This window comes from Ruegeria sp. O11 (genome assembly GCF_056535285.1).
This window is the reverse complement of the sequence record NZ_JBQERS010000008.1, coordinates 25,560-47,412: the sequence shown is the minus strand read 5'-3', so window position 1 is coordinate 47,412 and position 21,853 is coordinate 25,560. Positions and strand designations below refer to the sequence as shown.

At 55.8% G+C, this 21,853-nt stretch carries 20 protein-coding genes and 1 pseudogene; 11 read left to right on the top strand and 10 right to left on the bottom strand.

Annotation, left to right across the window (positions count from 1 at the left end; translation table 11 throughout):
• The first annotated feature begins 23 nt into the window (after positions 1-23).
• Positions 24-1,475 (top strand): aldehyde dehydrogenase family protein, encoded by a 1,452-nt coding sequence (locus ACRZ91_RS14975; protein WP_480906735.1) that lies wholly within the window; start codon positions 24-26, stop codon positions 1,473-1,475.
• Here the strand turns inward: ACRZ91_RS14975 and pncB are convergent.
• Positions 1,472-2,764 carry a nicotinate phosphoribosyltransferase gene (gene pncB, locus ACRZ91_RS14970; protein ID WP_480906732.1) on the bottom strand — a complete coding sequence of 431 codons (1,293 nt, stop codon included), beginning with the start codon at positions 2,762-2,764 and terminating at the stop codon, positions 1,472-1,474. The two genes, ACRZ91_RS14975 and pncB, sit on opposite strands and share 4 nt — an antisense overlap.
• Positions 2,765-2,928: 164 nt before the next feature.
• Between pncB and ACRZ91_RS14965 the strand changes: the two genes are divergently transcribed.
• Positions 2,929-3,459 carry a hypothetical protein gene (locus ACRZ91_RS14965; RefSeq protein WP_480654686.1) on the top strand — a complete coding sequence of 177 codons (531 nt, stop codon included), beginning with the start codon at positions 2,929-2,931 and terminating at the stop codon, positions 3,457-3,459.
• Between the two features lie 3 nt (positions 3,460-3,462).
• On the opposite strand, the gene pncA is transcribed toward ACRZ91_RS14965, so the two are convergent.
• Positions 3,463-4,056 (bottom strand): bifunctional nicotinamidase/pyrazinamidase, encoded by a 594-nt coding sequence (gene pncA, locus ACRZ91_RS14960; protein ID WP_480906730.1) that lies wholly within the window; start codon positions 4,054-4,056, stop codon positions 3,463-3,465.
• Positions 4,057-4,152: 96 nt separating this feature from the next.
• Between pncA and trhO the strand changes: the two genes are divergently transcribed.
• Both trhO and ACRZ91_RS14950 read left to right on the top strand, forming a co-directional pair.
• A complete protein-coding gene (trhO, locus tag ACRZ91_RS14955) occupies positions 4,153-5,058 on the top strand; it encodes an oxygen-dependent tRNA uridine(34) hydroxylase TrhO (protein WP_480906728.1) in 906 nt (301 codons plus the stop codon).
• A gap of 64 nt (positions 5,059-5,122) precedes the next feature.
• On the top strand, positions 5,123-5,623 hold the full coding sequence (locus tag ACRZ91_RS14950) for a potassium channel family protein (RefSeq protein ID WP_480906725.1): 501 nt from the start codon (positions 5,123-5,125) through the stop codon (positions 5,621-5,623).
• Positions 5,624-5,629: 6 nt separating this feature from the next.
• Here the strand turns inward: ACRZ91_RS14950 and ACRZ91_RS14945 are convergent, their stop codons facing one another.
• On the bottom strand, positions 5,630-5,959 hold the full coding sequence (locus ACRZ91_RS14945) for a hypothetical protein (RefSeq protein ID WP_480906722.1): 330 nt from the start codon (positions 5,957-5,959) through the stop codon (positions 5,630-5,632).
• A 190-nt stretch (positions 5,960-6,149) separates the two neighbouring features.
• Here ACRZ91_RS14945 and betB point away from each other — a divergent pair, with 190 nt between their 5' ends.
• The 3 genes from betB (at position 6,150) to ACRZ91_RS14930 (ending at position 11,515) form a co-directional block, all read left to right on the top strand.
• Positions 6,150-7,604 carry a betaine-aldehyde dehydrogenase gene (gene betB, locus ACRZ91_RS14940; RefSeq protein WP_480906719.1) on the top strand — a complete coding sequence of 485 codons (1,455 nt, stop codon included), beginning with the start codon at positions 6,150-6,152 and terminating at the stop codon, positions 7,602-7,604.
• Positions 7,605-7,724: 120 nt separating this feature from the next.
• The gene (locus ACRZ91_RS14935; RefSeq protein WP_480906716.1) at positions 7,725-10,166 is read left to right on the top strand and encodes a GcvT family protein; all 2,442 of its coding nucleotides are present in this window, start codon (positions 7,725-7,727) and stop codon (positions 10,164-10,166) included.
• A complete protein-coding gene (locus tag ACRZ91_RS14930; RefSeq protein WP_480906713.1) occupies positions 10,163-11,515 on the top strand; it encodes an MmgE/PrpD family protein in 1,353 nt (450 codons plus the stop codon). Before ACRZ91_RS14935 ends, ACRZ91_RS14930 begins: the two co-directional genes overlap by 4 nt.
• Positions 11,516-11,634: 119 nt before the next feature.
• On the opposite strand, the gene ACRZ91_RS14925 is transcribed toward ACRZ91_RS14930, so the two are convergent.
• From ACRZ91_RS14925 to ACRZ91_RS14905, 5 genes are read right to left on the bottom strand one after another with little or no spacing between them, the layout of a single operon-like run.
• The gene (locus tag ACRZ91_RS14925) at positions 11,635-13,770 is read right to left on the bottom strand and encodes a hypothetical protein (protein ID WP_480906710.1); all 2,136 of its coding nucleotides are present in this window, start codon (positions 13,768-13,770) and stop codon (positions 11,635-11,637) included.
• Positions 13,771-13,778: 8 nt separating this feature from the next.
• Entirely contained in the window at positions 13,779-14,648 is an 870-nt protein-coding gene (motA, locus tag ACRZ91_RS14920; protein ID WP_170541948.1) for a flagellar motor stator protein MotA, read from the bottom strand.
• A 46-nt stretch (positions 14,649-14,694) separates the two neighbouring features.
• The gene (locus tag ACRZ91_RS14915) at positions 14,695-15,288 is read right to left on the bottom strand and encodes a MotE family protein (protein WP_480906706.1); all 594 of its coding nucleotides are present in this window, start codon (positions 15,286-15,288) and stop codon (positions 14,695-14,697) included.
• The gene (locus ACRZ91_RS14910) at positions 15,285-15,746 is read right to left on the bottom strand and encodes a hypothetical protein (protein ID WP_319545562.1); all 462 of its coding nucleotides are present in this window, start codon (positions 15,744-15,746) and stop codon (positions 15,285-15,287) included. Before ACRZ91_RS14910 ends, ACRZ91_RS14915 begins: the two co-directional genes overlap by 4 nt.
• A 9-nt stretch (positions 15,747-15,755) precedes the next feature.
• Positions 15,756-16,253, bottom strand: a complete 498-nt coding sequence (locus ACRZ91_RS14905) for a flagellar basal body-associated FliL family protein (protein ID WP_480906703.1) — start codon at positions 16,251-16,253, stop codon at positions 15,756-15,758.
• A gap of 119 nt (positions 16,254-16,372) precedes the next feature.
• Between ACRZ91_RS14905 and fliF the strand changes: the two are divergent.
• The 4 genes and pseudogenes from fliF to fliP all read left to right on the top strand — a co-directional run bounded on the left by fliF (position 16,373) and on the right by fliP (position 19,563).
• Positions 16,373-17,962, top strand: a pseudogene (fliF, locus tag ACRZ91_RS14900) (flagellar basal-body MS-ring/collar protein FliF).
• The gene (locus tag ACRZ91_RS14895) at positions 17,962-18,558 is read left to right on the top strand and encodes a FliH/SctL family protein (protein ID WP_480906700.1); all 597 of its coding nucleotides are present in this window, start codon (positions 17,962-17,964) and stop codon (positions 18,556-18,558) included. The pseudogene fliF and the gene ACRZ91_RS14895 overlap by 1 nt, the downstream one beginning before the upstream one ends.
• A complete protein-coding gene (locus ACRZ91_RS14890) occupies positions 18,551-18,838 on the top strand; it encodes a FliM/FliN family flagellar motor C-terminal domain-containing protein (protein WP_170471601.1) in 288 nt (95 codons plus the stop codon). Before ACRZ91_RS14895 ends, ACRZ91_RS14890 begins: the two co-directional genes overlap by 8 nt.
• Positions 18,835-19,563 carry a flagellar type III secretion system pore protein FliP gene (gene fliP / locus ACRZ91_RS14885; RefSeq protein ID WP_480906697.1) on the top strand — a complete coding sequence of 243 codons (729 nt, stop codon included), beginning with the start codon at positions 18,835-18,837 and terminating at the stop codon, positions 19,561-19,563. Before ACRZ91_RS14890 ends, fliP begins: the two co-directional genes overlap by 4 nt.
• A 1-nt stretch (position 19,564) precedes the next feature.
• Here fliP and ACRZ91_RS14880 read toward each other — a convergent pair whose 3' ends face one another.
• Entirely contained in the window at positions 19,565-21,007 is a 1,443-nt protein-coding gene (locus ACRZ91_RS14880) for a sensor histidine kinase (RefSeq protein WP_170774698.1), read from the bottom strand.
• On the bottom strand, positions 21,004-21,741 hold the full coding sequence (locus ACRZ91_RS14875) for a response regulator transcription factor (RefSeq protein ID WP_170541920.1): 738 nt from the start codon (positions 21,739-21,741) through the stop codon (positions 21,004-21,006). The genes ACRZ91_RS14880 and ACRZ91_RS14875 overlap by 4 nt, the downstream gene beginning before the upstream one ends.
• Positions 21,742-21,853: the final 112 nt, after the last annotated feature.

The following is a 21,853-nucleotide window of genomic DNA, read 5'->3' as shown; positions in this document are numbered from 1 at the left end:
AGAGCCTATATTAGGAGTTTCTGATGTCTAATCCCCTCTGGTTCGATCCCAGCCTGTGTCTGATTGGTGGTGAATGGAAAACACCTGCTTCAGGGCAATGCTTGACGCTTGTTAATCCCTCGGACGGCTCTGAAATCTGCCAGATCGCAAGGGGTAACGAACGCGATATAGATGCTGCGGTGCAGGCCGCCCGTTCTGCGCGCGATGATGAATGGGGTCGCATGACCGCGCTGGAAAGGGGGCGTGTTCTCACCCGGTTGGGGCAACTGGTTCTGGAACGGGTCGATGATCTGGCACAGCTTGAGGCGATGGATGTCGGCAAACCGCTGACCCAGGCGCGGGCGGATGCCGTTGCCTTGGCGCGGTATTGCGAGTTTTACGGCGGTTCTGCTGATAAAGTGATGGGCGAGACCATTCCCTACCTTTATGGCTACACCGTTTACACGCTGCGCGAACCGCATGGTGTGACCGGCCATATCGTGCCGTGGAACTATCCGATGCAGATCATTGGCCGCTCGGTCGGGGCGGCGCTGGCGATGGGCAACGCCTGCGTTCTGAAACCGGCGGAAGAAGCCTGCCTGACCGCATTGGCCTTCGCTCATCTGGCTATTCAAGCGGGCTTGCCACCCGGAGCCTTGAATGCGGTGCCCGGACTGGGAGCCCAAGCAGGCGCGGCGCTATCGGCACACCCAGATGTCGATCATATCTCCTTCACCGGGTCGGTCGCGACGGGAGCACTTGTGCAGCAAGCGGCTGGTCGAAATGTTGTCCCGGTGACGCTGGAATTGGGCGGCAAGTCGCCGCAACTGGTCTTCGATGATGCCGATCTGGATGCCGCGCTGCCGTTTCTGGTGAATGCGGGCATTCAGAATGCGGGCCAAACCTGCTCGGCCTCATCTCGCATACTGGTTCAGCGGGGCGTTTATGAGCAGGTCAAGTCTCGCATGGCCGACGCATATAGCGAGCTATCCGTGGGACCGGCGATGAACGATCCGCGCGTCGGGCCGTTGATCTCGGAACGGCAAAAACAGATCGTAAACGGTTTTCTTGAGAAGGGCGCGGATTTGACCATCGCCGGACAGGGGCAAATCGCGGAAAACGCCCCAGAAAATGGGGCTTATGTCCTGCCCACACTCTTTGCTGACGTCCCTCCGGACCATGTGCTTGCGCGGGATGAAATATTTGGCCCGGTTCAGGTTTTGATACCGTTTGAAACCGAGGAAGAGGCTCTAAGCATAGCGAATAGCACCGACTATGGCCTTGTCGCCAGCGTCTGGACGCGGGATGGGGCACGCCAGATGCGACTGGCCAAGGGGCTGCAGTCGGGGCAAGTCTTCATCAACAACTATGGTGCGGGCGGCGGTGTTGAGTTGCCTTTTGGAGGTGTTGGTAAATCCGGCCACGGCCGCGAAAAAGGCTTCGAGGCGCTGTACGGGTTCTCACAGCTTAAGACGGTCGCTGCCTATCACGGCTAAACGATCACCTCGATCGCTTTCTGCGCTCCGACGCCAAAAACCCGCTTGTACCGCTCAATCTGATCTGTTGGCCCCATTGCCTTTTCCGGGTTGTCAGACAGCTTCACGGTTGGTTTGCCATTGGCGGACACTGCCTTACAGACCACCGAGAAGGGGGCCAGCGCGTCATTTGGAACAAGCCCGCGAAAATCGTTGGTCAGCAGAGTGCCCCAGCCAAACGATACGTTGGTCTGATCAGCAAACTGGGCGTGCAGCTCGCGAATTTTGTCCACGTCCAATCCGTCCGAGAAGATAATGCGTTTCTGAGTGGGGTCTTCACCTCGAGATTTCCACCAATCAATTGCAATTTCGGCCCCGGTTGCAGGATCGCCGCTGTCGATACGTATTCCTGTCCAGCCTGCCAGCCAGTCGGGCGCGCGGGCTAAAAACCCTTTGGTGCCATAGGTATCAGGTAGAATAATACGCAGATTACCGTCATGTTCTTCATGCCAGTCGCTAAGCACATCATATGGCGCTTGGGCGAGCGCAGCGTCATCTTCAGCCAGAGCCGAATAGACCATGGGTAATTCATGTGCATTGGTGCCGATAGCCTCTACTTCGCGGCGCATCGCAATCAGGCAGTTGGACGTACCGGTGAAAGATGGTCCCAAACCTTCGATCATCGCCTGCACGCACCAGTCCTGCCACAGAAACGAATGCCGCCGTCGTGTGCCGAAATCCGCAATCCCCAGCCCCTCAATGTTGCGAAGCTGGGCGATTTTTTCCCAAACGCGTGTCATTGCGCGGGCATACAGTACCTGAAGCTCGAACCGGCGCATCCCGTTTAGAACTGCGCGCGAGCGGAGCTCCATCAGCACAGCCAATGCTGGGATTTCCCACAACATGACCTCGTGCCACTTGCCTTCGAAGGTCAGTTCATACTGATCGCCTTTGCGTTCCAGATGATAAGGCGGCAGACACAGATTTTCGAACCACTCCATGAAATCAGGACGGAACATCTGGCGTTTGCCATAGAACGTATTGCCGCGCAGCCAGGTGCTTTCGCCCCGGCTGAGACTGAGGGAACGGATATGATCCAGCTGTTCACGCAACTCACCTTCATCGATCAATTTCGCCAATGGAACGTGATTCGACCGGTTAATGAGCGAAAAAACCACGTCTGTTTGGGGCTTATTACGAAACACTGACTGGCACATCAGCAGTTTGTAGAAGTCTGTGTCTATTAATGACCGCACAATTGGGTCAATCTTCCATTTGTGATTGTAGACCCTCGTCGCGATGTCGACCATGGGGACCTCCTGCGATTTCCGTTGTTAGATCAATCAGCGCGCTGATTGGCAAGAGTCGCTGGATTGGTAACAATGCCCATGACAAGTCACATTGCGGGCATATTATGAGTGTCCTTCGCGCTTTAGTGAGGGGGTGGGGATGGTTGAGAGGTTGAATTTGGTGAATGAGTCTCGAGTACGACTTTGACATAGTGGCGATTGCTCCGGATGAGGTTGATCCGGAACATGGACACACAGCGGTAACAGGGCGACCCCCGGTGCGCGCGCAGTTCAGGAATATCAAGACTGCAGATGCCTTGCGGGCAGCTTCGCCTAAAATACGTCGCATATTTCTGGAATCTGGCTTCAGTCTGGATACGGTGAGTGACAATCGGTCCACCGGATATTACCGGCCCGAGGATTCCGAGAATCGCGTCGTAATACTGAAACGGCTTTTTGCAAACATTCGGAACATGGGTGTTCAGGGCGAATATTGCGGCGAGTTTGATTTTCATCACTTCCTGGCGCACATCAGGGCAGCTAAGCCCGGTCATGTTCTCCGCCCGGCACCTGCGCGACCTGTACAATCCCAAAGCCCCGAGCCGGTACGTCCAGAACGGCGCACCCTGGTTGGGCGATTGGGATTTGCGTTGGGGCTGGCTGTGATTTTGTTTGTGTTGCTGAAGCTCCTGGCGGAGTACGGCGCAGCGAATTGATCCTCAGGCCAATTTGACACCCGCTTCGCGCATTGATTTCTCGGCAGCTGATAATGATCCATCCATATCTATCGCACGGCACAGACCGGTTCTGATAGTAACGTCAAATCCCAGTTGTGCCGCATCTACCGCCGAATAATGGACGCAGAAATCTGTCGCCAGTCCAACCATCGTCAACTGTCCGATCCCGCGCGTTTCAAGATAGCCTTTCAGACCAGTCGGAGTGGAATGATCATTTTCGAAGAATGCCGAATAACTGTCGATGTCGCGGCGAAAGCCTTTTCGGATGATCAGGTCGCCATCGGTACGCAGGTTCGGGTGAAAGGCCGCGCCATCCGAGCCTTGAACGCAGTGATCAGGCCACAGGACTTGAGCGCCGTAGGGCATCTGGATCATTTCGAACGGGGATTTGTCGTCATGTGAGCTGGCGAAAGACGAATGCCCCGCCGGATGCCAATCCTGAGTCAGGATCACCGCGTCGAAATCGCCCATGATCGCGTTGATCGGAGCGACGATTTCATCGCCACCCGCAACTGCGAGTGCACCTCCCGGGCAGAAATCATTCTGAACATCGATGACGAGCAGCGCGTGGGACATGTTGGTCTCCTTCAGTTACATAATCGGTATGGCGCGCAGCGTGGATCGTCAATGCTGTCTCTTGTGTGTTTTCATCAGGCGCATTAGATCGCGCACATGTACACAATCGCTGCCCTATACCATTTCACACGCTTCCCTGATCCTGATGCATTGCGCCCTGCCTTGCACGAGCTTTGCCGCGCTCAATCGGTGAAAGGAACCCTGTTGCTGGCGCACGAGGGGATCAACGGCACCATAGCCGGCCCCCGCGCTGGGATTGATGCGGTGCTGGCGCATATCCGCGCGCTTCCGGGTTGCAACAATCTGGAATGGAAAGAGGCAACCTCAGACCACCCACCCTTTGGTAAGATGAAGGTGCGTCTGAAAAAAGAGATCGTGACGATGGGGCAGCCCGATGTCGACCCACGTGCCAGTGTCGGAAACTATGTTGAGCCCGAGGACTGGAACGATCTGATCCGCTCGGACGATGTGGTGGTGATCGATACGCGCAATGACTACGAAGTTGCAATCGGCACGTTTGAAGGCGCAATAGATCCAAACACGGCAAGTTTCCGCGATTTCCCAGTATGGTGGGAAGAAAACAAAGAGCGATTTCACAACAAGCGTGTCGCCATGTTCTGCACCGGCGGAATTCGATGTGAGAAGTCCACTAATTATCTGCTGGGGCAGGGCGTCGAGGATGTCTACCACCTGAAAGGTGGCATCCTGCGCTATCTCGAGGAGATGCCACGCGAAGACAGCACGTGGCAGGGTGAGTGTTTTGTCTTCGACAATCGCGTTTCAGTTGGTCATGGGCTGGTCGAAGGCCCACACAAGCTTTGCCATGGCTGCCGCCGCCCAATCCTGCCTGAAGATGTAAAGCGCCCTGAATACGAACATGGTGTATCTTGCCATCGATGTGTTGATGAGACGTCCGAACAGGACAAGGCACGGTTTCGCGAGCGGCAGAGACAAATCCAGCTGGCCCGCGCGCGAGGTGAGGAACATCTAGGGTCAGATTGAATTCATCTTGCAGGCTATGCCGAAAAACGGATGATGCCTTTGGGCCTGCCTGATGGAGCGGATTATGACTCACGAACCCAGAACTCTGGAAGAATGGAAATCCACCCTATTGGCGGCATTAGGGCTGGTTCTGGCCAGTTTTCTCGCTTGGTATGGTTTGTCGCGTCTGAATGAAACCACCGCAGGTGACACGATCGGTACGATTGCATCGGTTGGGCTGGTGGTCTGGATGGCTTCGCAATCCTACTACTACATAACACAGGTTAAATCCCCGCGCAGAATACTGTTCTTGATGGGGGTGTCCTTCATTCAGGTTGTGCCGTTCCTATTTGCCGCCGTCTACGGCGCCTTCGGGTATGAGGATTATTGTGTTGTCGGCGCCAAAGGACCGGCAGATACTCTGTATTTTTCGTACGTCACTTTCACCACGGTCGGATATGGCGACATGTCCCCGACCGGCCTGTGCCGTGGGTTGGCCGTGGCCGAGGCGGTTACGGGCTATATCCTGTTGAGTATGTTTGTAGCCGCAGCCGTGGCGCTATACGCGCGCCACCACAGCAAGTAGACCAGCTTATTTGTTGTGATCGATCCATCGAGACATCAATTGTCTGTCGCGGAAACACTCGGATGGGATCGGACGCCGTTTAGTGAGCGAGATACGCTCCGCAAACGCGACCTGCTTGCCCGTTGGGTAGTTTGCGAAAGGCGACGGGTCATGCGGCTTATGGGCCGATATCCAGTCTGATAGTGATTTACGGTCGTGTTGCGCCTCGACAGGAATCTCAAGCGCGGATTGTTGCGCAATCGCGCGGGCATAGCGCATCTGCCGATCTGTCACAGGCAACAGGTGATAATCGTTTGACGTGCCGCCAAGTGCGGCTTTTCGCATGTTCTGGGCCATCGGGGTTATCCTCTGACTATGTAGAACATAAATAGAACATTGACCTTTCATTTCAAGAGAAGGCCATTTGGATTCGGCGAGAACCTGCCAATCACCAGATTTATTGACTGGTCAATCAATGAAAGCTAAGTCTGTCGGCAACACACACCTCCCCTTGCGCAGGGGTAGTCCGAAAAGAGAAGGATTCGGCATGAAATTTCAGCCCAAGGCCAGCCATTTCATCAACGGCGAATATGTTGAAGATACCAGAGGCACCCCAATCGACGTTATCTATCCAGCCACCGGTGAAATTATCGCGCGGTTGCATTCTGCAACATCTGAAATCGTAGAACAGGCTCTAAATAACGCAAAATCGGCTCAGGCAAGCTGGGCCGCCATGTCGGGCACGGAACGTGGCCGGGTCCTGCGGCGTGCGTCAGACATCATGCGGGATCGCAATCGGGCGCTTTCAGTTCTCGAAACCCACGACACCGGCAAACCGCTGCAGGAAACACTTGTGGCGGACGCGACCAGCGGCGCAGATGCTTTGGAATATTTCGGTAGCTTGGCAGGGTCTCTGACCGGCGAACATATCCCACTTGGGGGTGGAGATTTCGTCTATACGATCCGCGAGGCATTGGGTATCTGTGTCGGCATTGGTGCGTGGAACTACCCGACCCAGATCGCCTGTTGGAAAGGTGCCCCGGCGCTAGCCTGCGGCAATGCGATGGTCTTCAAACCGTCTGAAACCACACCATTGTCAGCTTTGAAGGTGGCCGAAATCTTGATCGAGGCGGGCGCGCCAAAAGGTATCTACAACGTGGTGCAAGGCTATGGAGATGTCGGGGCCAGCCTGGTTACCGATCCGCGTGTGGCCAAGGTCTCGCTGACGGGGTCGGTTCCAACAGGCCGCAAGGTCTATGCGGCGGCAGCCGATGGCATGAAACACGTCACTATGGAGCTGGGCGGGAAGTCCCCGATGATCGTTTTCGACGATGCAGATCTCGACAATGCGGTCTCGGGTGCGATCTTGGGCAACTTCTATTCTTCGGGGCAGGTTTGTTCCAACGGCACTCGCGTCTTTGTACAAAAGGGTATCAAGGAAGCATTTCTTTCGCGTTTGTCCGAGCGGCTGGCCACCGCGAAAATTGGTGATCCGCTGGATGAGGAGGTCAATTTTGGCCCGATGGTCAGCGAAAACCAGATGAATATTGCGCTGGGCTATGTCGAAAAAGGTAAAGCCGAGGGTGCGAGGTTGGTCTACGGCGGCGACAGGATCGCAGGTGACGGGTTCTACATGCAGCCCACAGTTTTTGCCGACGTCACCGACGATATGACAATCGCACGAGAAGAGATTTTTGGACCTGTGATGTCGGTGCTGGATTTTGAAACCGAAGAAGAGGTGCTGGCGCGTGCCAATGATACCGAATTCGGTCTGGCTGCCGGTGTCTTCACCAATGACCTGACCCGCGCCCATAGAATTGTGGCGGGGTTCGAAGCTGGCACTTGCTATATCAACACCTATAACCTCGCCCCGGTTGAGGCCCCGTTCGGTGGGTCCAAGATGTCGGGCGTGGGGCGCGAGAACTCGAAACTGGCGATCAACCACTTCAGCGAGATGAAGACAGTGTATGTTTCGATGAACGATGTCGAGGCCCCTTACTGATCAAAACCGGTCATTCAGACTCTGTTCCCGACATTTCGCGTCGGGAACAGAGCATAACCTGACATTTGGCTGTGGCTGACTTTCCTGAGAGCACTAGGTTCGCAGACAGGAGATCAGACCATGAAGACCCACGCTCAGGCCGTCGTGATCGGAGGAGGATTGGTTGGCTGCTCAATCCTCTATCATTTGGCCAAGCTTGGTTGGACCGATGTGGTTCTGTTGGAACGCAATGAGCTGACCTCGGGATCAACTTGGCATGCGGCAGCGAACATCCACGGCCTGCATGACAACAACAACATCACCCGCATCCAGCACTATACGATGAACCTGTATAAAGAGCTGGAGAAGGAAACCGGGCAGGGCTGCGGGGTTTTCCAATCTGGTTCGTTGTATCTGGCGCAAACCGAAGATCGCGAACATCAGCTACGTCTGCAGGAGGCAAAAGCCCGATTCTACGGTTTGAACTTTTATGAGATCAGCTGCGAACAGGCGAGTGAACTTCACCCGCTGGCGCAGTTTGACGACATCCGTTGCATCATGTTCGAACCCGATGGTGGCAATGTCGATCCGTCCGGGGTTACCCACGCCTACGCTGCGGGTGCGCGGGCAATGGGGGCCACAATTGAGCGGTTTTGCCCTGTAATAGGGACTGAACAGCAATCCGATGGCTCTTGGATCGTGCGCACGGATAAGGGGGACATTCACACTCGATGGGTTGTGAATGCGGGGGGCCTGTGGGGGCGCGAAGTGGCTGCAATGGCGGGCATCGAACTGCCACTGCAACCGACCGAGCATCAGTATTTCGTCACTGAAGCCATCGACGAAGTGGCTAATCTTGGGCGCCGCCTACCCTCGATCGCTGACCGGGACGGAGAATATTACTTCCGCCAGGAAGGCAACGGCCTTCTGATCGGCGCCTACGAGAAAGACATGCGGTTTTGGGCCGAAAACGGCACGCCGCTGGATTTTGCCCATGACCTGTTCCCAGACGATCTGGACCGGATCATGGAAAATGTCATCCGCGCCACAGAACGGGTACCGGTCGCTGCCACGGCGGGCGTCAAACGGGTGATCAACGGGCCGATGATCTGGTCTCCTGATTCAAACGCAATCTGGGGCCCAGTGCCCGAGCTGCAGAACTATTTCTGCTGCACCGGCATCATTCCGGGCTTCTCGCAATCGGGCGGGCTGGGTCTGCTGTCTGCGCAATGGATGATAGAAGGCGAGCCGCAATACGACATGTTTGCCTGGGATCTAGCCCGGTTCGGCGACTGGGCCGACAAGGCCTTTACCAAGGCGCGGGTTGAGGATGCCTATACCCATCGTTTCGCCATCCATTTCCCCAATGAGGAGCGCAGCGCGGGACGCCCCGCGCGTGTCCGCCCCGCCTATGAAATGCAAAAGGAGTTGGGCGCGGTCTTTGGCTTGAACTGCGGCTGGGAACATCCGCTGTGGTTTGCCGATCAGCCCGGTGTACAAGAAACCAATGGGTTCACCCGTCAGAACTGGTGGGAACCGGTGGGCCGCGAGGTGCAGATGCTGCGCGATCATGTGGGTGTGATCGACATCTCGAACTTCGCCAATTACGTCGTGAAAGGCCCAGGTGCTTATGACTGGCTGGATCGTCTGGTGGCTAACAAGGTCCCGACCGAGGTAGGTCGTTCGTGCCTGACACCCCTGATTTCGGTTCGCGGCGGCGTGGCTGGTGACTTTACCATCACCAAGGTAGCTGATGAAGAGTATATGATGATCGGCTCGGGTATGGCCGAGCGTTATCATCAGCGGTTTTTCAACATGATCGGCTTGCCCGAAGGCACCACGCTTGAGGTCGCCACCGATCGCATCGCAGGCTTCAACGTGGCTGGGCCCAAGTCGCGCGAATTGTTACAGCGGCTGACCAATGCAGACCTTTCAAACGACGCGTTCCGCTTTATGCGCTCGCGCACAATCAAGGTGGCCGGTATCGCTTGCCTGGCTATCCGTGTCAGCTTTACTGGCGATCTGGGGTGGGAGTTGCATTGCGCGGAATCAGATCAAACCATGCTCTATTCAGCGCTATTGGAGGCTGCAAAAGACCTGGGCGGTGGCCCGGTTGGTGGTCGCGCACTGGGATCTTTGCGCATCGAAAAGGGGTATGGCTCGTGGGGGCGAGAGTATTCTCAGGAATACTGGCCACAAGAGGTTGGCCTGTCAGGTCTAATCAAGCTGGACAAAGAATTTCTGCACAAAGATGCTTATCTACGGGTCAATGATAACGCCCCGCGCGAGGTGCTCTCGATATTCGAGGTCGATGCGGACAAAGCCGACGCCACTGGCGGCGAACCGATCTTCACCCCCGACGGTACCCCGGTGGGCCGGGTAACTTCCGGCGCATATGGGTATTCGGTCGGCAAATCCCTGGCCCTGGGTTTCGCCAACCCCAAAGCCGCAAAACCCGGAGACACGGTCGAGATCTTCATCCTTGGAATACCACACAAAGCTAAACTCCTTTTAAAGCCGCCGTTCGACCCCGCCGGAAACAGGTTGCGCGATACGAAAACCGTTGCGGAGCCAGTGAAATGACCAACGTTTTTGACCGGGTTGCCGAGTTTGCTCTGAACAGCACCGCCGAAGACATTCCCGACACAGCCCGCGAAACAGCTGCGTATTTGTTGCTGGATACGATGGGTGTTCTGATCGCTGCAGGATCGATGCAGGCCGGTGGGATCGCCCGGGATACCGCAGCGTTGCTTTTTGCAAGTTCAGAGCCTGATTTTAGCGCTCGGATGCTGTTCGACGGGCGGCACGCCAGTCTTGCAGGTGCAGCTTATGCAACTGCCAGTCAAACCGATAATCTGGATGCCCATGACGGGTTCAATCCCGTCAAAGGCCACATCGGAGTTGCCATTGTTCCGGCGCTTGCTGCGTTGGCCGAACAATCCCCGGATCTGTCGGGTCGTGAGGCTCTGGCGGCTATGATCATCGGGTATGAAATCGCGGGTCGGGCTGGCCTGACCCTACACGCAACGGTCAGTGACTATCACACTTCCGGTGCTTGGAATGCGCTGGGCGTCGCTGCTGTGGCGGCGCGTTTGCGCCGTCATGCCCCAGATCAACTGCGACAGGCGTTGGGGATTGCGGAATTCCACGGGCCACGCAGCCAAATGATGCGCGAGATTGCAAATCCAACAATGTTGCACGACGGTTCCGGTTGGGGTGCCCTGGTGGGGCTGTCATCTGCCATCCTGGCCGAGCGCGGATTTACCGGAGCACCTGCAATCACGATCGAGGCGAAAGAGGCTGTTCCATTCTGGGACGATCTTGGCCGGGTCTGGCAAGTTGAGCAGCAATATATCAAACCCTATCCAATCTGCCGTTGGGCACATGCATCAATTGACGGTGTTCGGATGCTGATGCAGGAACATAAGCTGACATATCAACAGATCGCAGCCATCCGCATCAACAGCTTTAGAGAAGCAGCTTGTTTGTATTCTGGCCATCCTCTGACTACCTCACAAGCTCAATACTCGTTGCCATTTGCTGTAGCGGTTCAGGCAGTTCACGGCCGCATTGGCGTGGAACATATCTCGGGCAAAGGCCTGTCTGATCCAACGGTCGCAGAGATAACAAAGCTGATTAAGGTCAAAGAGAGCCCGCGTCACTCTGCCCGTTTCCCAGCAGGACGATGGGCAGATGTCGAGATCGAAACCTTGGAAGGATCTGTTTATCATTCAGGTGATATCAACGCGCGCGGTGGTCAGGAAAATCCCCTGAGCAAACAGGAGATCACCGATAAATTCACCGAATTTGCAGCGCCAGCTGTGGGGGGCAATCGGGCCGCCCAGATCCTTGCGGCCACTTTGAAGTTGACCCAACCCGGGTCGAGCTTTTCCAATCTGTCTGCCCTGATATACGACCCACCCGCATGTTGATACGGCACCACGCCGAATTAAACTACATGATCGAGAATCGCCAAGTTAGAGACTGAAATAAGGTGTATGACGAATGACCAACTCTGAAACAGCATAACCACTGGGCGCTGCGGGTCCGATCAATTCAATCCGCCTGTTTGCACGATTTCAAGCATATCAGAAATTTGCGCGCGGGCATTGGCGCTCTCCTTAATAAGCGTTTTGGCATCTGCAAGAGGTTTGTCAGATTGCCGTTCAATCGGTTGATCTAACGATATTCTGATTCGATTTAGATCGCTGAAGACATTCGAATCCTCGGCATCAATCTCATTCGTGCCCGCCAACCAGGATAGGCGGTCGGCAGCCTCGATCTGACCAGTTTCTCTCAACAATTCCGCCGCGGCGTAGAAGTTTTGCACCCGCGCCAAAGCTTGAGCCCGCAATACTCGCGCGTCGTCTGAGGGATCTTCAGACAATTCCAGCAAAGCCTGGCGAGGATGGTCGCTTAGTAGAGATGAACGCGCCCGAATCTGGGCACGCTCGATAGCATGGTTTTGATCGCCCGATGGGTCTGTCCATTCCCGGGCAGCGCTCGAAAACCCAAGATTGACCAACCTATGCGCCACCGATGTGGCCGTATCCACGCTCAGGGTAATGCGAGTTTTCTCCTTCAGTCCGAAAATGTAGCGCAGGAAGGTGATGTTATCCGCCCGCTCAACAAGCAGTTGCAGCACCTGATCTCGCGTGCGGCGCGAATCCTTATCGTCAGGTGCATTTTGGATATGATGCATGGCACCATCGAACTCCTGCGACATCGACAACGCAAGCACATGAGCGCGCGCCATCATGGGCCCGAGTTCGGAGTTTCTGAGTTCACGTGCGTAACCTGCCGCTAAATCAAGATCTTTGGGTGGTATCGAAACCCGATCAGCCCATCTTTTTTCGATCAACCGCGCCAGCGCCAGAGGCGCTTCCTCAGAAGCACTTGGGGTGGCTATGACTTCAGTCAAGTGAGCATTCGCAGTATCTGCATCGCCTTCGGCATCGGCGATCGTGGCCTTGGTCAGGGTCACGTCGGCCGTTTCAGCTGTCATCACTCGGTCTACCGAACGCAAAATACGCCGCGCTGCTTCCAGCCGCCCGGCTGTTGCCAGTAAGTCTGCCAGAGTCGACCCGAGTTGCCGCCTAAGGTGTTCGGGAAGCCGGTTGAATGCGTGCTCGATTATGTTCAGCTGTGCCTCCGGTGCCAGTTTCCCCTCGGCCAGAAGCGCCCATAGCGCTGCCGCGCTTTCGCAATTTTGTTGACCCGCGAATGAGTGCGGTTCAGACGCAGTCAAACCATCGAGAGTAGACGCCACCGTCGAGATACGTTGTTGCTCTGCCGTCGTTCCTGGCAGCAGATCCAACACCTGCAGCGCTTCGGCTCCGAATCCATAATATGTGTACAGCTTGGCCAGATTCAGGGCCTTTTCCTGATCGAGTCGATCAAACTCCTGGAATAGCCCCGTTCGCAGTTGCGCTACCTGCACCACAAATGGTTCGGGGCCTGCCCAGGAGTCGAACTCCAGTTCAGCATCGGTGATGCATTCAAATTTGGCATCGAATTCTGGAAGTGCCAGACTTTCGAGACCCCGGGCGTCGTCCAGAACTGAAGACAATCGTAAATTGGGCGCTTGTGCGTCTGAGGTTCTAAAAGGTCCAAAACGAGCGGATTGTCTGCGCCCATTACCAGCAAGTGTGAGGTCAATAACCTCACGATCTGCGCTTTGTAATATGCGGGATATCAGCTCGTCCTCAAAGTTTTGATGACTCATTTGCAACAAGGGCAACGTCAGCGCAGTTGCAGGGATGTGTACTGGAGGCGGAGCTTGCTTTGCGATGTCCGGGTGAAGGTCTGTCACCACGTCGATTTTTGGAACCGCAACCGGAATGAATTTACCGGGCGAGATGTCCACGACCACCATAGTTTGTTGATGCAGAAATGCGGTGGCGACACATTCACATCCAAAGACCATCTTCAGAGCTCCACCTGAACTAGCCTGAGTTAGAGACTGAAGTCTTTTGCTGGTCAGCCGGTCAAATACGGTTCCGGTATCGAATGTGGCGCCTTTGATAGCAATATTCAGATCAGCACCGCGTTCGTTTGGAGTCATAACCCAATCGGTGCCGGCAGGCACTTGTATCACCAGACGGGTGTATCCATCGTGTTCGCCCGAGCGAACACGCAGCACCTGCGCTGACACACTGGTGCCAAGGGCCAATAAAATTAATGTCAAAGCCCGTATCATGCAGCCGCCTGTTTGATTTCTTTCAAGGCCTCTTCAAGCTCCGAAAAATTTGGGCGGTTGTGGGTTGGCGTGTTTTGGCGTCCGACCTCGATGCACATCGCAGCGTTGTGATTGTGCAGATTCGCGACCAGAACCTCCTTGATGAGTTGATAAAAATGGTTGTCTTCTTCAACTACAGCTTTCAGTTTGCCAGCAAACGGACCGACCAAACCATAGGCAAGAAAAACGCCCAGAAAAGTGCCGACCAACGCGCCGCCGATGAGCTTTCCCAGCACCTCTGGGGGCTGGTCGATCGAACCCATGGTTTTGATAACGCCTAGAACCGCAGCTACGATACCAAGAGCAGGCAGGCCGTCGGCAACGGTTTGCAAGGCATGGCTCGAGTGCATGGCATGATGGAAATTTGCCTCCATCCGTTTTTCAAGCACCTCTTCGACTTGATGCGGGTCGTCATAGTTCATCGCGGCTGAACGCATGGTGTCGCAGATCAGGTCCACGGCTTCTTTGTCGGCTTTGATCTTGGGATAAGCTGAGAAAAGCGACGAGTTTTCAGGCTCTTCGATGTGTTGCTCGGCCTCAACCGGGTTTGCGCGCGCGATCCGGATCAACGAGAACAACAGGCAAAGCAGATCACGATAATCTTCGGGCTTCCACTTCGCGCCTTTGAACACTTTGCCAATATCTTTCGCGGTGTGTTTGACCCCACCCATGTCGTTACTGATCATAAAAGCACCAATCGCGGCGCCTCCGATCATCATCATTTCATACGGCAATGACTTCATGATAATCGCCATCTTGCCGCCAGCGGCGAGATATCCGCCAAAAACCATGACGAAGATAACAGCAATTCCGATGAGTCCGATCATAAGTGATCTCCGGCGTTAAGGTGGGAGAAGTGGTTGCCCATCAGCATTATTCCTGTGGGGCGCGGGCGTTGCGCCCAGCCATTATGACGCTGATACCATAGGCGGCCTCGGGGCTGAGACCGGCCATCACATTGGCGGCAGCATCCGGTGGCATGCGTGACAGGAATCCGGCGGCGAATACTGCATCCATGGTTTCGAACAAGGCCGCGGCATTCTTTGGTTTCATGCTTTGGTAAACATCAGTCAGTTGCGTCAGGTCGCTTTCGGCGGCCGTTTCGGCAATAGCGACGGTCTCACGCAGCGACTCTTCGGCTTCCTGCAGCATGGCCAACCGGGCTTCAATGGCCTGATCTGCGATGTCCAGCGCATGTTCTCGATCGACAATCGTGCTTTCCCGCTGATTCAGTTCGACTTCGCGGCGTAGCAGTTCTGCTAGCAAAACTTGCAGATCCGTGGCGCTGGTCTCAATGCGCTCCGACTTGATTTGCTTTGCCAAGGCCGGATCAGTCCCACGCGCCACCGCAGGCCCAGCCTCAAGCCCGATCCGAATGATGGCGGACCCGATCATCAGCAAGGAGATGACGGTCAGAACTCCTCCGCGCGGGCGCTGGTCAGAATTCTTTTTTCTTTGGCGGATCATTGGCCCGACCCGCTTGACGCTGCAGCATGCCGAAAGAACATCAAGCCCTCGGGCTTTGTTACGGGTTTTAGGGATATGGGCTCAGAATTTTCAGGAACAGTTTCTTCGACAGCGTCCACGTCAGATTTTTCCTGCGCGTGCTCTTCGGGCTGCTCAGGGCTTGGTTGGTCTTCCTGTACGACATCGTGCATCGAGGCCATCATCAGTTCCAGGCGCTGCGCTACCGACTCCGCCCGTTCAGTCAAAGTCTGCAGGGCAACCCCGGACTCGTCGGAAGACTGACGGGCGCTATCGAGCGATTTTCGCAGCTCTTCCGCTTGGGCCGAAAGAACGGAAACCGCACCACCCACGCCCTTTTCAAGATCAGTAAATCGACGCAAACGTCGCGCCAAAATGAAACAGTACAGTCCTGCCCCAAGCGCGCCTGCTACCAGCAGAATATCGGCAATCAGTTCCACCTTCGCCTCCTAATTCAATACAAATTCTGTCACCAGAACGTCGCGCACACGGCCGTCACCCACGACAACTCCTATACGTCGCAGCAGGTGCCCACGGATGCGCACCAAGGCGAGTGAATCTTCAAGATCGTTCAGCTCGACCGCGCGCAGATAACTGTTCAGAACATCCATGATTCGCGGCTGCATCTTTTCAACCTCGGCGGCGTAGCCCGCGTTCACCTCGAGTTGTGCATGGAACTTGAGATGCCGTGAATCGCCTGCATTGACCGAAACGATCACCGGCGGCAGATCAACAAAGCTCACGTCTGGCAACGCCGTCGCTGGCCTTTTATTGCTATTGCTATCTTCTTCTTTTGCTTCGGCACCGCTACCAATTGGCAGTAAGCCAGAGGCGGTTATGAAGTAGCCACCAACACCGCCTGCCACGGCCAGAATCATCCCAAGAATCAGGCCCTTTTTTCCTGATTTTTTAGGGGTTTCCACTTCGTCAGCTGTTGCATCGGTCATGCCGTCCTCATGAATCTGTTCGGCAACTGTCATAACCCCGCAGGGACTAACCGATTGTTAAGGGCAATCGTCCAAACAGGGGTTGAGCCGAGCAGAATGTCGGTGAGTCGGAGGTGAGTGTGCAGCAGATCGGAACTGTCTGGGCAAGTTTGGACAAGCGCAAACAAATTTTCGTGGCCGGTGCGGTAGTGCTGGTGTTTCTGGGCGTGCTTGCGATGTCACGGATTGCGACGGCACCGTCGATGACGCTGTTATATTCAGGTCTCGAAAGCGGTGCGGCGGGTGATATCGTGCGATCGCTGGATCAGCGCGGTGTTGCGTATGAAATCCGGGGTGGTTCGATCTATGTACCGGGTTCGCAACGGGATGAGTTGCGCATGACGCTGGCCAGTGAAGGACTGCCAGCAAACGGCAACCGCGGATACGAGTTGCTGGACTCACTCAGTGGATTTGGCACGACGTCGCAGATGTTTGACGCTGCTTATTGGCGGGCAAAAGAGGGCGAGTTGGCCCGCACGATTGTCGGCAGCTCACATGTCAGCCAGGCACGCGTACACATCGCCAACGGTTCGGCCAACCCGTTTCAACGTAGTGTTGCGCCGACCGCTTCGGTATATTTGGTGCCATCGGGTGCGCAGATCACAGGAGATCAGGCCAAGGCGATACGGTTTCTGGTGGCGTCAGCTGTCAGCGGGCTTGCACCAGAAAACGTCACCGTAATCGATTCGAACGGCGCTGTGATCGGAGCACAGGAATCAACCGTGGCCGCTGATACTGCAGACGACAAAGCACGCTAGTTGCGGGAAAAAGTTCTTCGACTTGTCGAAGCACGCGTCGGGGCCGGTAATGCCGTGGTCGAGGTCAGCGTGGATACGGAGACCGAAACCGAGTCGATCCGTGAGCGCCGCTTCGATCCTAAAGGTCGCGTAGCGATCAGTACGGATGTTGAAGAACGGTCTGACAGTGCGCGAAATCAGTCTGCAGACGTGACCGTGGCGTCAAATCTGCCGGATGGGGATGGTGCTGGCGGGGACGAATCCAATTCAAATGCCACCCAGACCCGCGAGCGGGTGAATTATGAGGTTTCCGAGACCGAACTCGAGGTTCACCGAGCGCCGGGCGCCATCAAACGTCTGACCGTTGCAGTGCTGATCAACGGTGCCCGAACGGTTGATACAGAAGGCGTCGAACGATTTGAACCCATTCCGCAGCCAGAGCTTGACGCATTGGAGGAACTTGTTTCCTCAGCCGTAGGTTATGATGCCGAACGCGGTGACGTCATTACCCTTAAATCGCTTGATCTACCTGTTGTTGAGCCGCAGGGTACATTGGTGTCGTCGTCGGTCTGGCAGAAGGTTCATCTTGATGCCATGTCGCTGGTTCAGATGTTCGTTTTGGCACTGGTATCCCTTGTTTTGGGTCTGTTTGTCATACGACCCATTTTGACACAATCTGCTGCACCTGCGTTGCTACCGGCAGGCATACCGCCGGAAGCGGAGCCTGCAACTTACTTGACGGGAGAGATCGCAAATGGTGATGCGCAAGAGTTCACATCACTTCCTGAGACCGCTCAGACAAATATTCCGGTAATAGCCAGCGCCCATGGTGAAGACCCCGTCGACCGATTGCGCGCCATGATCGGTGACAAACAGGAAGAGACGGTTGAGATCCTGCGAAGCTGGCTTGAAGAAGGTGAGGAGAGGGTGTGATGTCTATCGCTCATCTCCTTGAGGATTTCACCGCCCCAGCAGCAGGTGTCGCCGTTCATTTGTTGGATGAAGAGGCACTGGAAGAACAACGCCTTGCGGCCTTTGAGCAAGGCTATGGTGCCGGTTGGGAAGATGCGGTGCAGGCGCGGGAACAGGGTGGGGCGCAGCTGAGCTCTGACTTGTCTGCAGCGCTAGCAGACCTGTCGTTTACCTATCAGGAGGCGTTAACCCGGATGACATTGTCGCTGGAACCGATGTTTCAGAGCCTGATAAAGGTGGTTTTGCCCGAAACCGTTGAACTGGGCTTTTCCGCCAGATTGACTGAACAGCTTTGTGAGATGGCCCGGGAACAGATCGGGCAGCCGATGCTACTTACCGTTCCGGACGGTGCCGCCGATCAGGTTCAGGCAGTTCTTCCACAAGATCTCACGCCGTTGCCACAAGTTGCCGAGGACCCTTCTCTGCAGCCGGGACAGGCGCGTTTGCAAGTGGGCACCGCCTATCGAGAGATGGATTGTAGCGCTTTGCTCGCGTCCATTGCCGCAACTTTCGAAGCCTATCTATTTGAAGCAAAAGAGGCTCTGTCAAATGAGTGATTCCCAAGCTCCGAAATCCGAAAAGCCAAATCCGTTCGAAGCGGTTCCGATCGAAGTCACAGTTTCGGTCGGTCGGGCGCGACCTTTGATCCGTGATCTGCTCAACATGGGCGAAAACGCTGTTCTGGCGCTGGACAAACGCATTGAAGACCCCGTCGACCTGTATGTCGGGGACCAATTGGTCGCGCGCGGGCTGCTGGAGGAAATGGAAGGAGATCAGGCTGGGCAGCTGGCTGTGCGGCTGACAGAGATCTCGGATCTGCAGAACGGGATCGGATGATGCGCCATCCGATCTGGCTGGCAATCCTGCTGGTCGCTCCCACCAATGGCATGGCGCAGGAGTTGTCGCTGTCTATGGGCGAAGATGGATCGATTTCGGCCCGGACGATTCAGCTGATATTGCTGATCACGGTGCTCAGCCTGGCACCGGGTCTGGCGATCATGATCACCTGTTTTCCATTTCTGATCACCGTATTGGCGATACTGCGGCAAGGGATTGGGTTGCAGCAATCGCCGCCCAACATGCTGATTGTCAGTCTGGCGCTGTTTCTGACCTATTTCATCATGGAGCCGGTTTTCACCGAAGCGTGGGAAGTCGGCATCCAGCCAATGGTCGAGGAAACAATCGACGTGGAGCCCGCGCTGGAACGCGCGTTGGTGCCGTTTCGCAGCTTCATGGCGGCGCGTTTGGATGTCGATACGTTCCAGGCGATGGCAGCATTGCGACCGGATGGCGTGGATTTGCAGCTGTCACCCGAGGCACCTCTGTCCGTTCTGATGCCTTCATTCATGCTGTCCGAGATTGCGCGGGCATTTCAGATCGGGTTTCTGATATTTTTGCCGTTCCTGATCATCGATCTGGTTGTTGCGGCGGTCCTTATGTCGATGGGTATGATGATGGTGCCTCCGGCTACGGTTTCCCTACCGTTCAAACTGGCATTTTTCGTGATTGCAGATGGTTGGGCTTTGATCGCAAGCGCGCTGGTACGCAGCTATTCGCCCTGATCTATTGCCTGGTGATCTGCAGGCAGGCGCGCAAGCCTTGGTCTCCGGCCTCAAAGCTCAGCGTTCCGCCATGTTGCTCGGCAACGGTGCGTGCGATGGTCAGGCCAAGCCCAAAGCCATCTGACGAACCGGTGTTTGACCCACGCTGGAACGGGGCCAGCAATGCCTCGATATCATCAACCGACAAATCGGTGCCTTTATCTTCGACAATAATCGTGGCGGATTGAGCATTGGTTTCCAGCTCAACCTCGGCCCGGCGCCCATATTTCAAGGCGTTGTCGATCAGATTTGACAGCGCCCGCCTCAACGAGATTGGTCGACCCATCACCAGAATGCGCCGTGTCTCAGGCAGCGATCCGTGCCCCCGGCGCGACATGAACAATGACGGCGCACCTTCGACAGCGACAGGTTCAATCGCTTTCAAAGATACGGGCAAGTTCATATCCTGATAGTCGGCGACCAGTGACTCGACCAGTGAGGTCAACGAGATCTGCCGCGGTTCCTCGACACTGAGCTCGGACCTTGTATAGGTTAGTACACTTTCGATCATGCCGGTCATCTGATCCACGTCTGCTTCGAGCTTCTCGCGCAATTCGGCATCGTCGATCAGGGCGGCACGCAGCCGGACACGCGTTGCCGGCGTACCCAGATCGTGGCTAACACCCGACAGCACAATGGCGCGTTTCTCAAGCTGCGCGCGTTCAGCCTCAAGGTGATCATTCACCGCAGCCACGATATCGCGCAGCTCTTCCGGCCCGTCCGCATCATAACTTTGTGGCCCACCGCGGCGTTTGCGGTCACCAAGTGCCTGTGCAAAGCGCGTGAAGCTGTCCGAGACATTACCGACAGAGGTCAGCAACGCGGCCAGCGCGACGATACCCAGCAATATCGCGGGCAGGCGCAGATCAATCGGAGCTGCCTTACACCCCCAGATTTCAGTGCCATCAATCTGTTGCCAGACACCACGTCCAAATTGCGCGATCAGGATCGGTTCGCTGCAATAGGTCGCAAGCAGGCGCGTCAGATTGCCCATCTTCTCGGGACCTGTCTGATCGCTGCCGGACACGATGTCTGAAACCGGATAGACTAGCCGATCCGATAATACCGCCAGCGTCAGTTCGCGCCCACTCAGGGGGGCTGAACTGTCGGTCAGGATCGACAGGTTGGTGACAAAGCGGCGATCAGAAAAGCCGGGCATTTGTTGGAATTCTCCCCTATCGGCAAGTGCGGCGGCCTTGGCAGGCAAGGGATTGATCAGCAAGCCGGGTGGCGGTGCCATCCCCGTCCGCAAATCCTCGTATACGGTGAATCCCGCAACAAATGCCTGAGTTTGGAAACGGTTCCAAGCCTGTGCAGAGGTGAACCACAATGCGGTTGCCAACAGCCCTGCAGCGAAGGCTGACAGCGTCCAGACCCAACCAAAGCTGCGCAGGCGCAATGTCATGCGTCCTCATCTACCGATATGTCGGCGGTAAATATGTACCCAACCCCACGCTCAGTGCGCAGCATCTGAGGCTCTTTCGGATTAGCCTCAATTTTAGAGCGCAGTCGCCCAACCAGCATATCGATGGCGCGGCCTTGCGCCTCGGGCTTGTCAGCCTCGCCGGTGACATCCAGTGCGGTGGCGATCTCATCCCGGGTTAGCGGGATGTGTGGATTTGCTAGCAAGACTTTCAGCAGGGCGGTCTCGCGCTGTGAAAGCGAGACTAAATAGCCGTCGGGCGAATGTACCTCGTCCCGTTTGCCGTCAAAGACCCAGCCGTCAAAGTGAAATGTACGGGTACGGCGGCGATAAGCCAGCGAAGGGGTGCGTTGCGCGCGCTGCATCACAGCACGGACGCGGGCCAGCAGAAGCTGCGGGTTGAACGGCTTGGCAATGTAGTCATCCGCGCCAACTTCATATCCCGCCATGCGCTGGTGATCTGCCGACAAAGCAGAGACCAGAATGATCGGTACATCTTGCTCGGTGCGCAATCTAGCGCAAATTTCCACGCCGTTCTCGTCGCCTAGCATCACGTCCAACAGGATCAGGTCGATCCGACCCGAGGTCAGATGCGTGCGTATTTCACTTTCCGAACTGGCAGGTAGCGCTATATACCCGTTCTGCTGAAAGAACTGGGTCATCATCGAACGCATCTCAGAATCGTCGTCCACAACCAGGAGCCGGGGAATACCCACTCTGATCCTCCTCTCAAACTTCCTCCGCTGCCGCCAATTGTAACGAATGGAAACGGATTCAAGCCCAAAGTAACACGCGGTAACAAAAGCGGTGAAAATTTCCGCCTTGTCA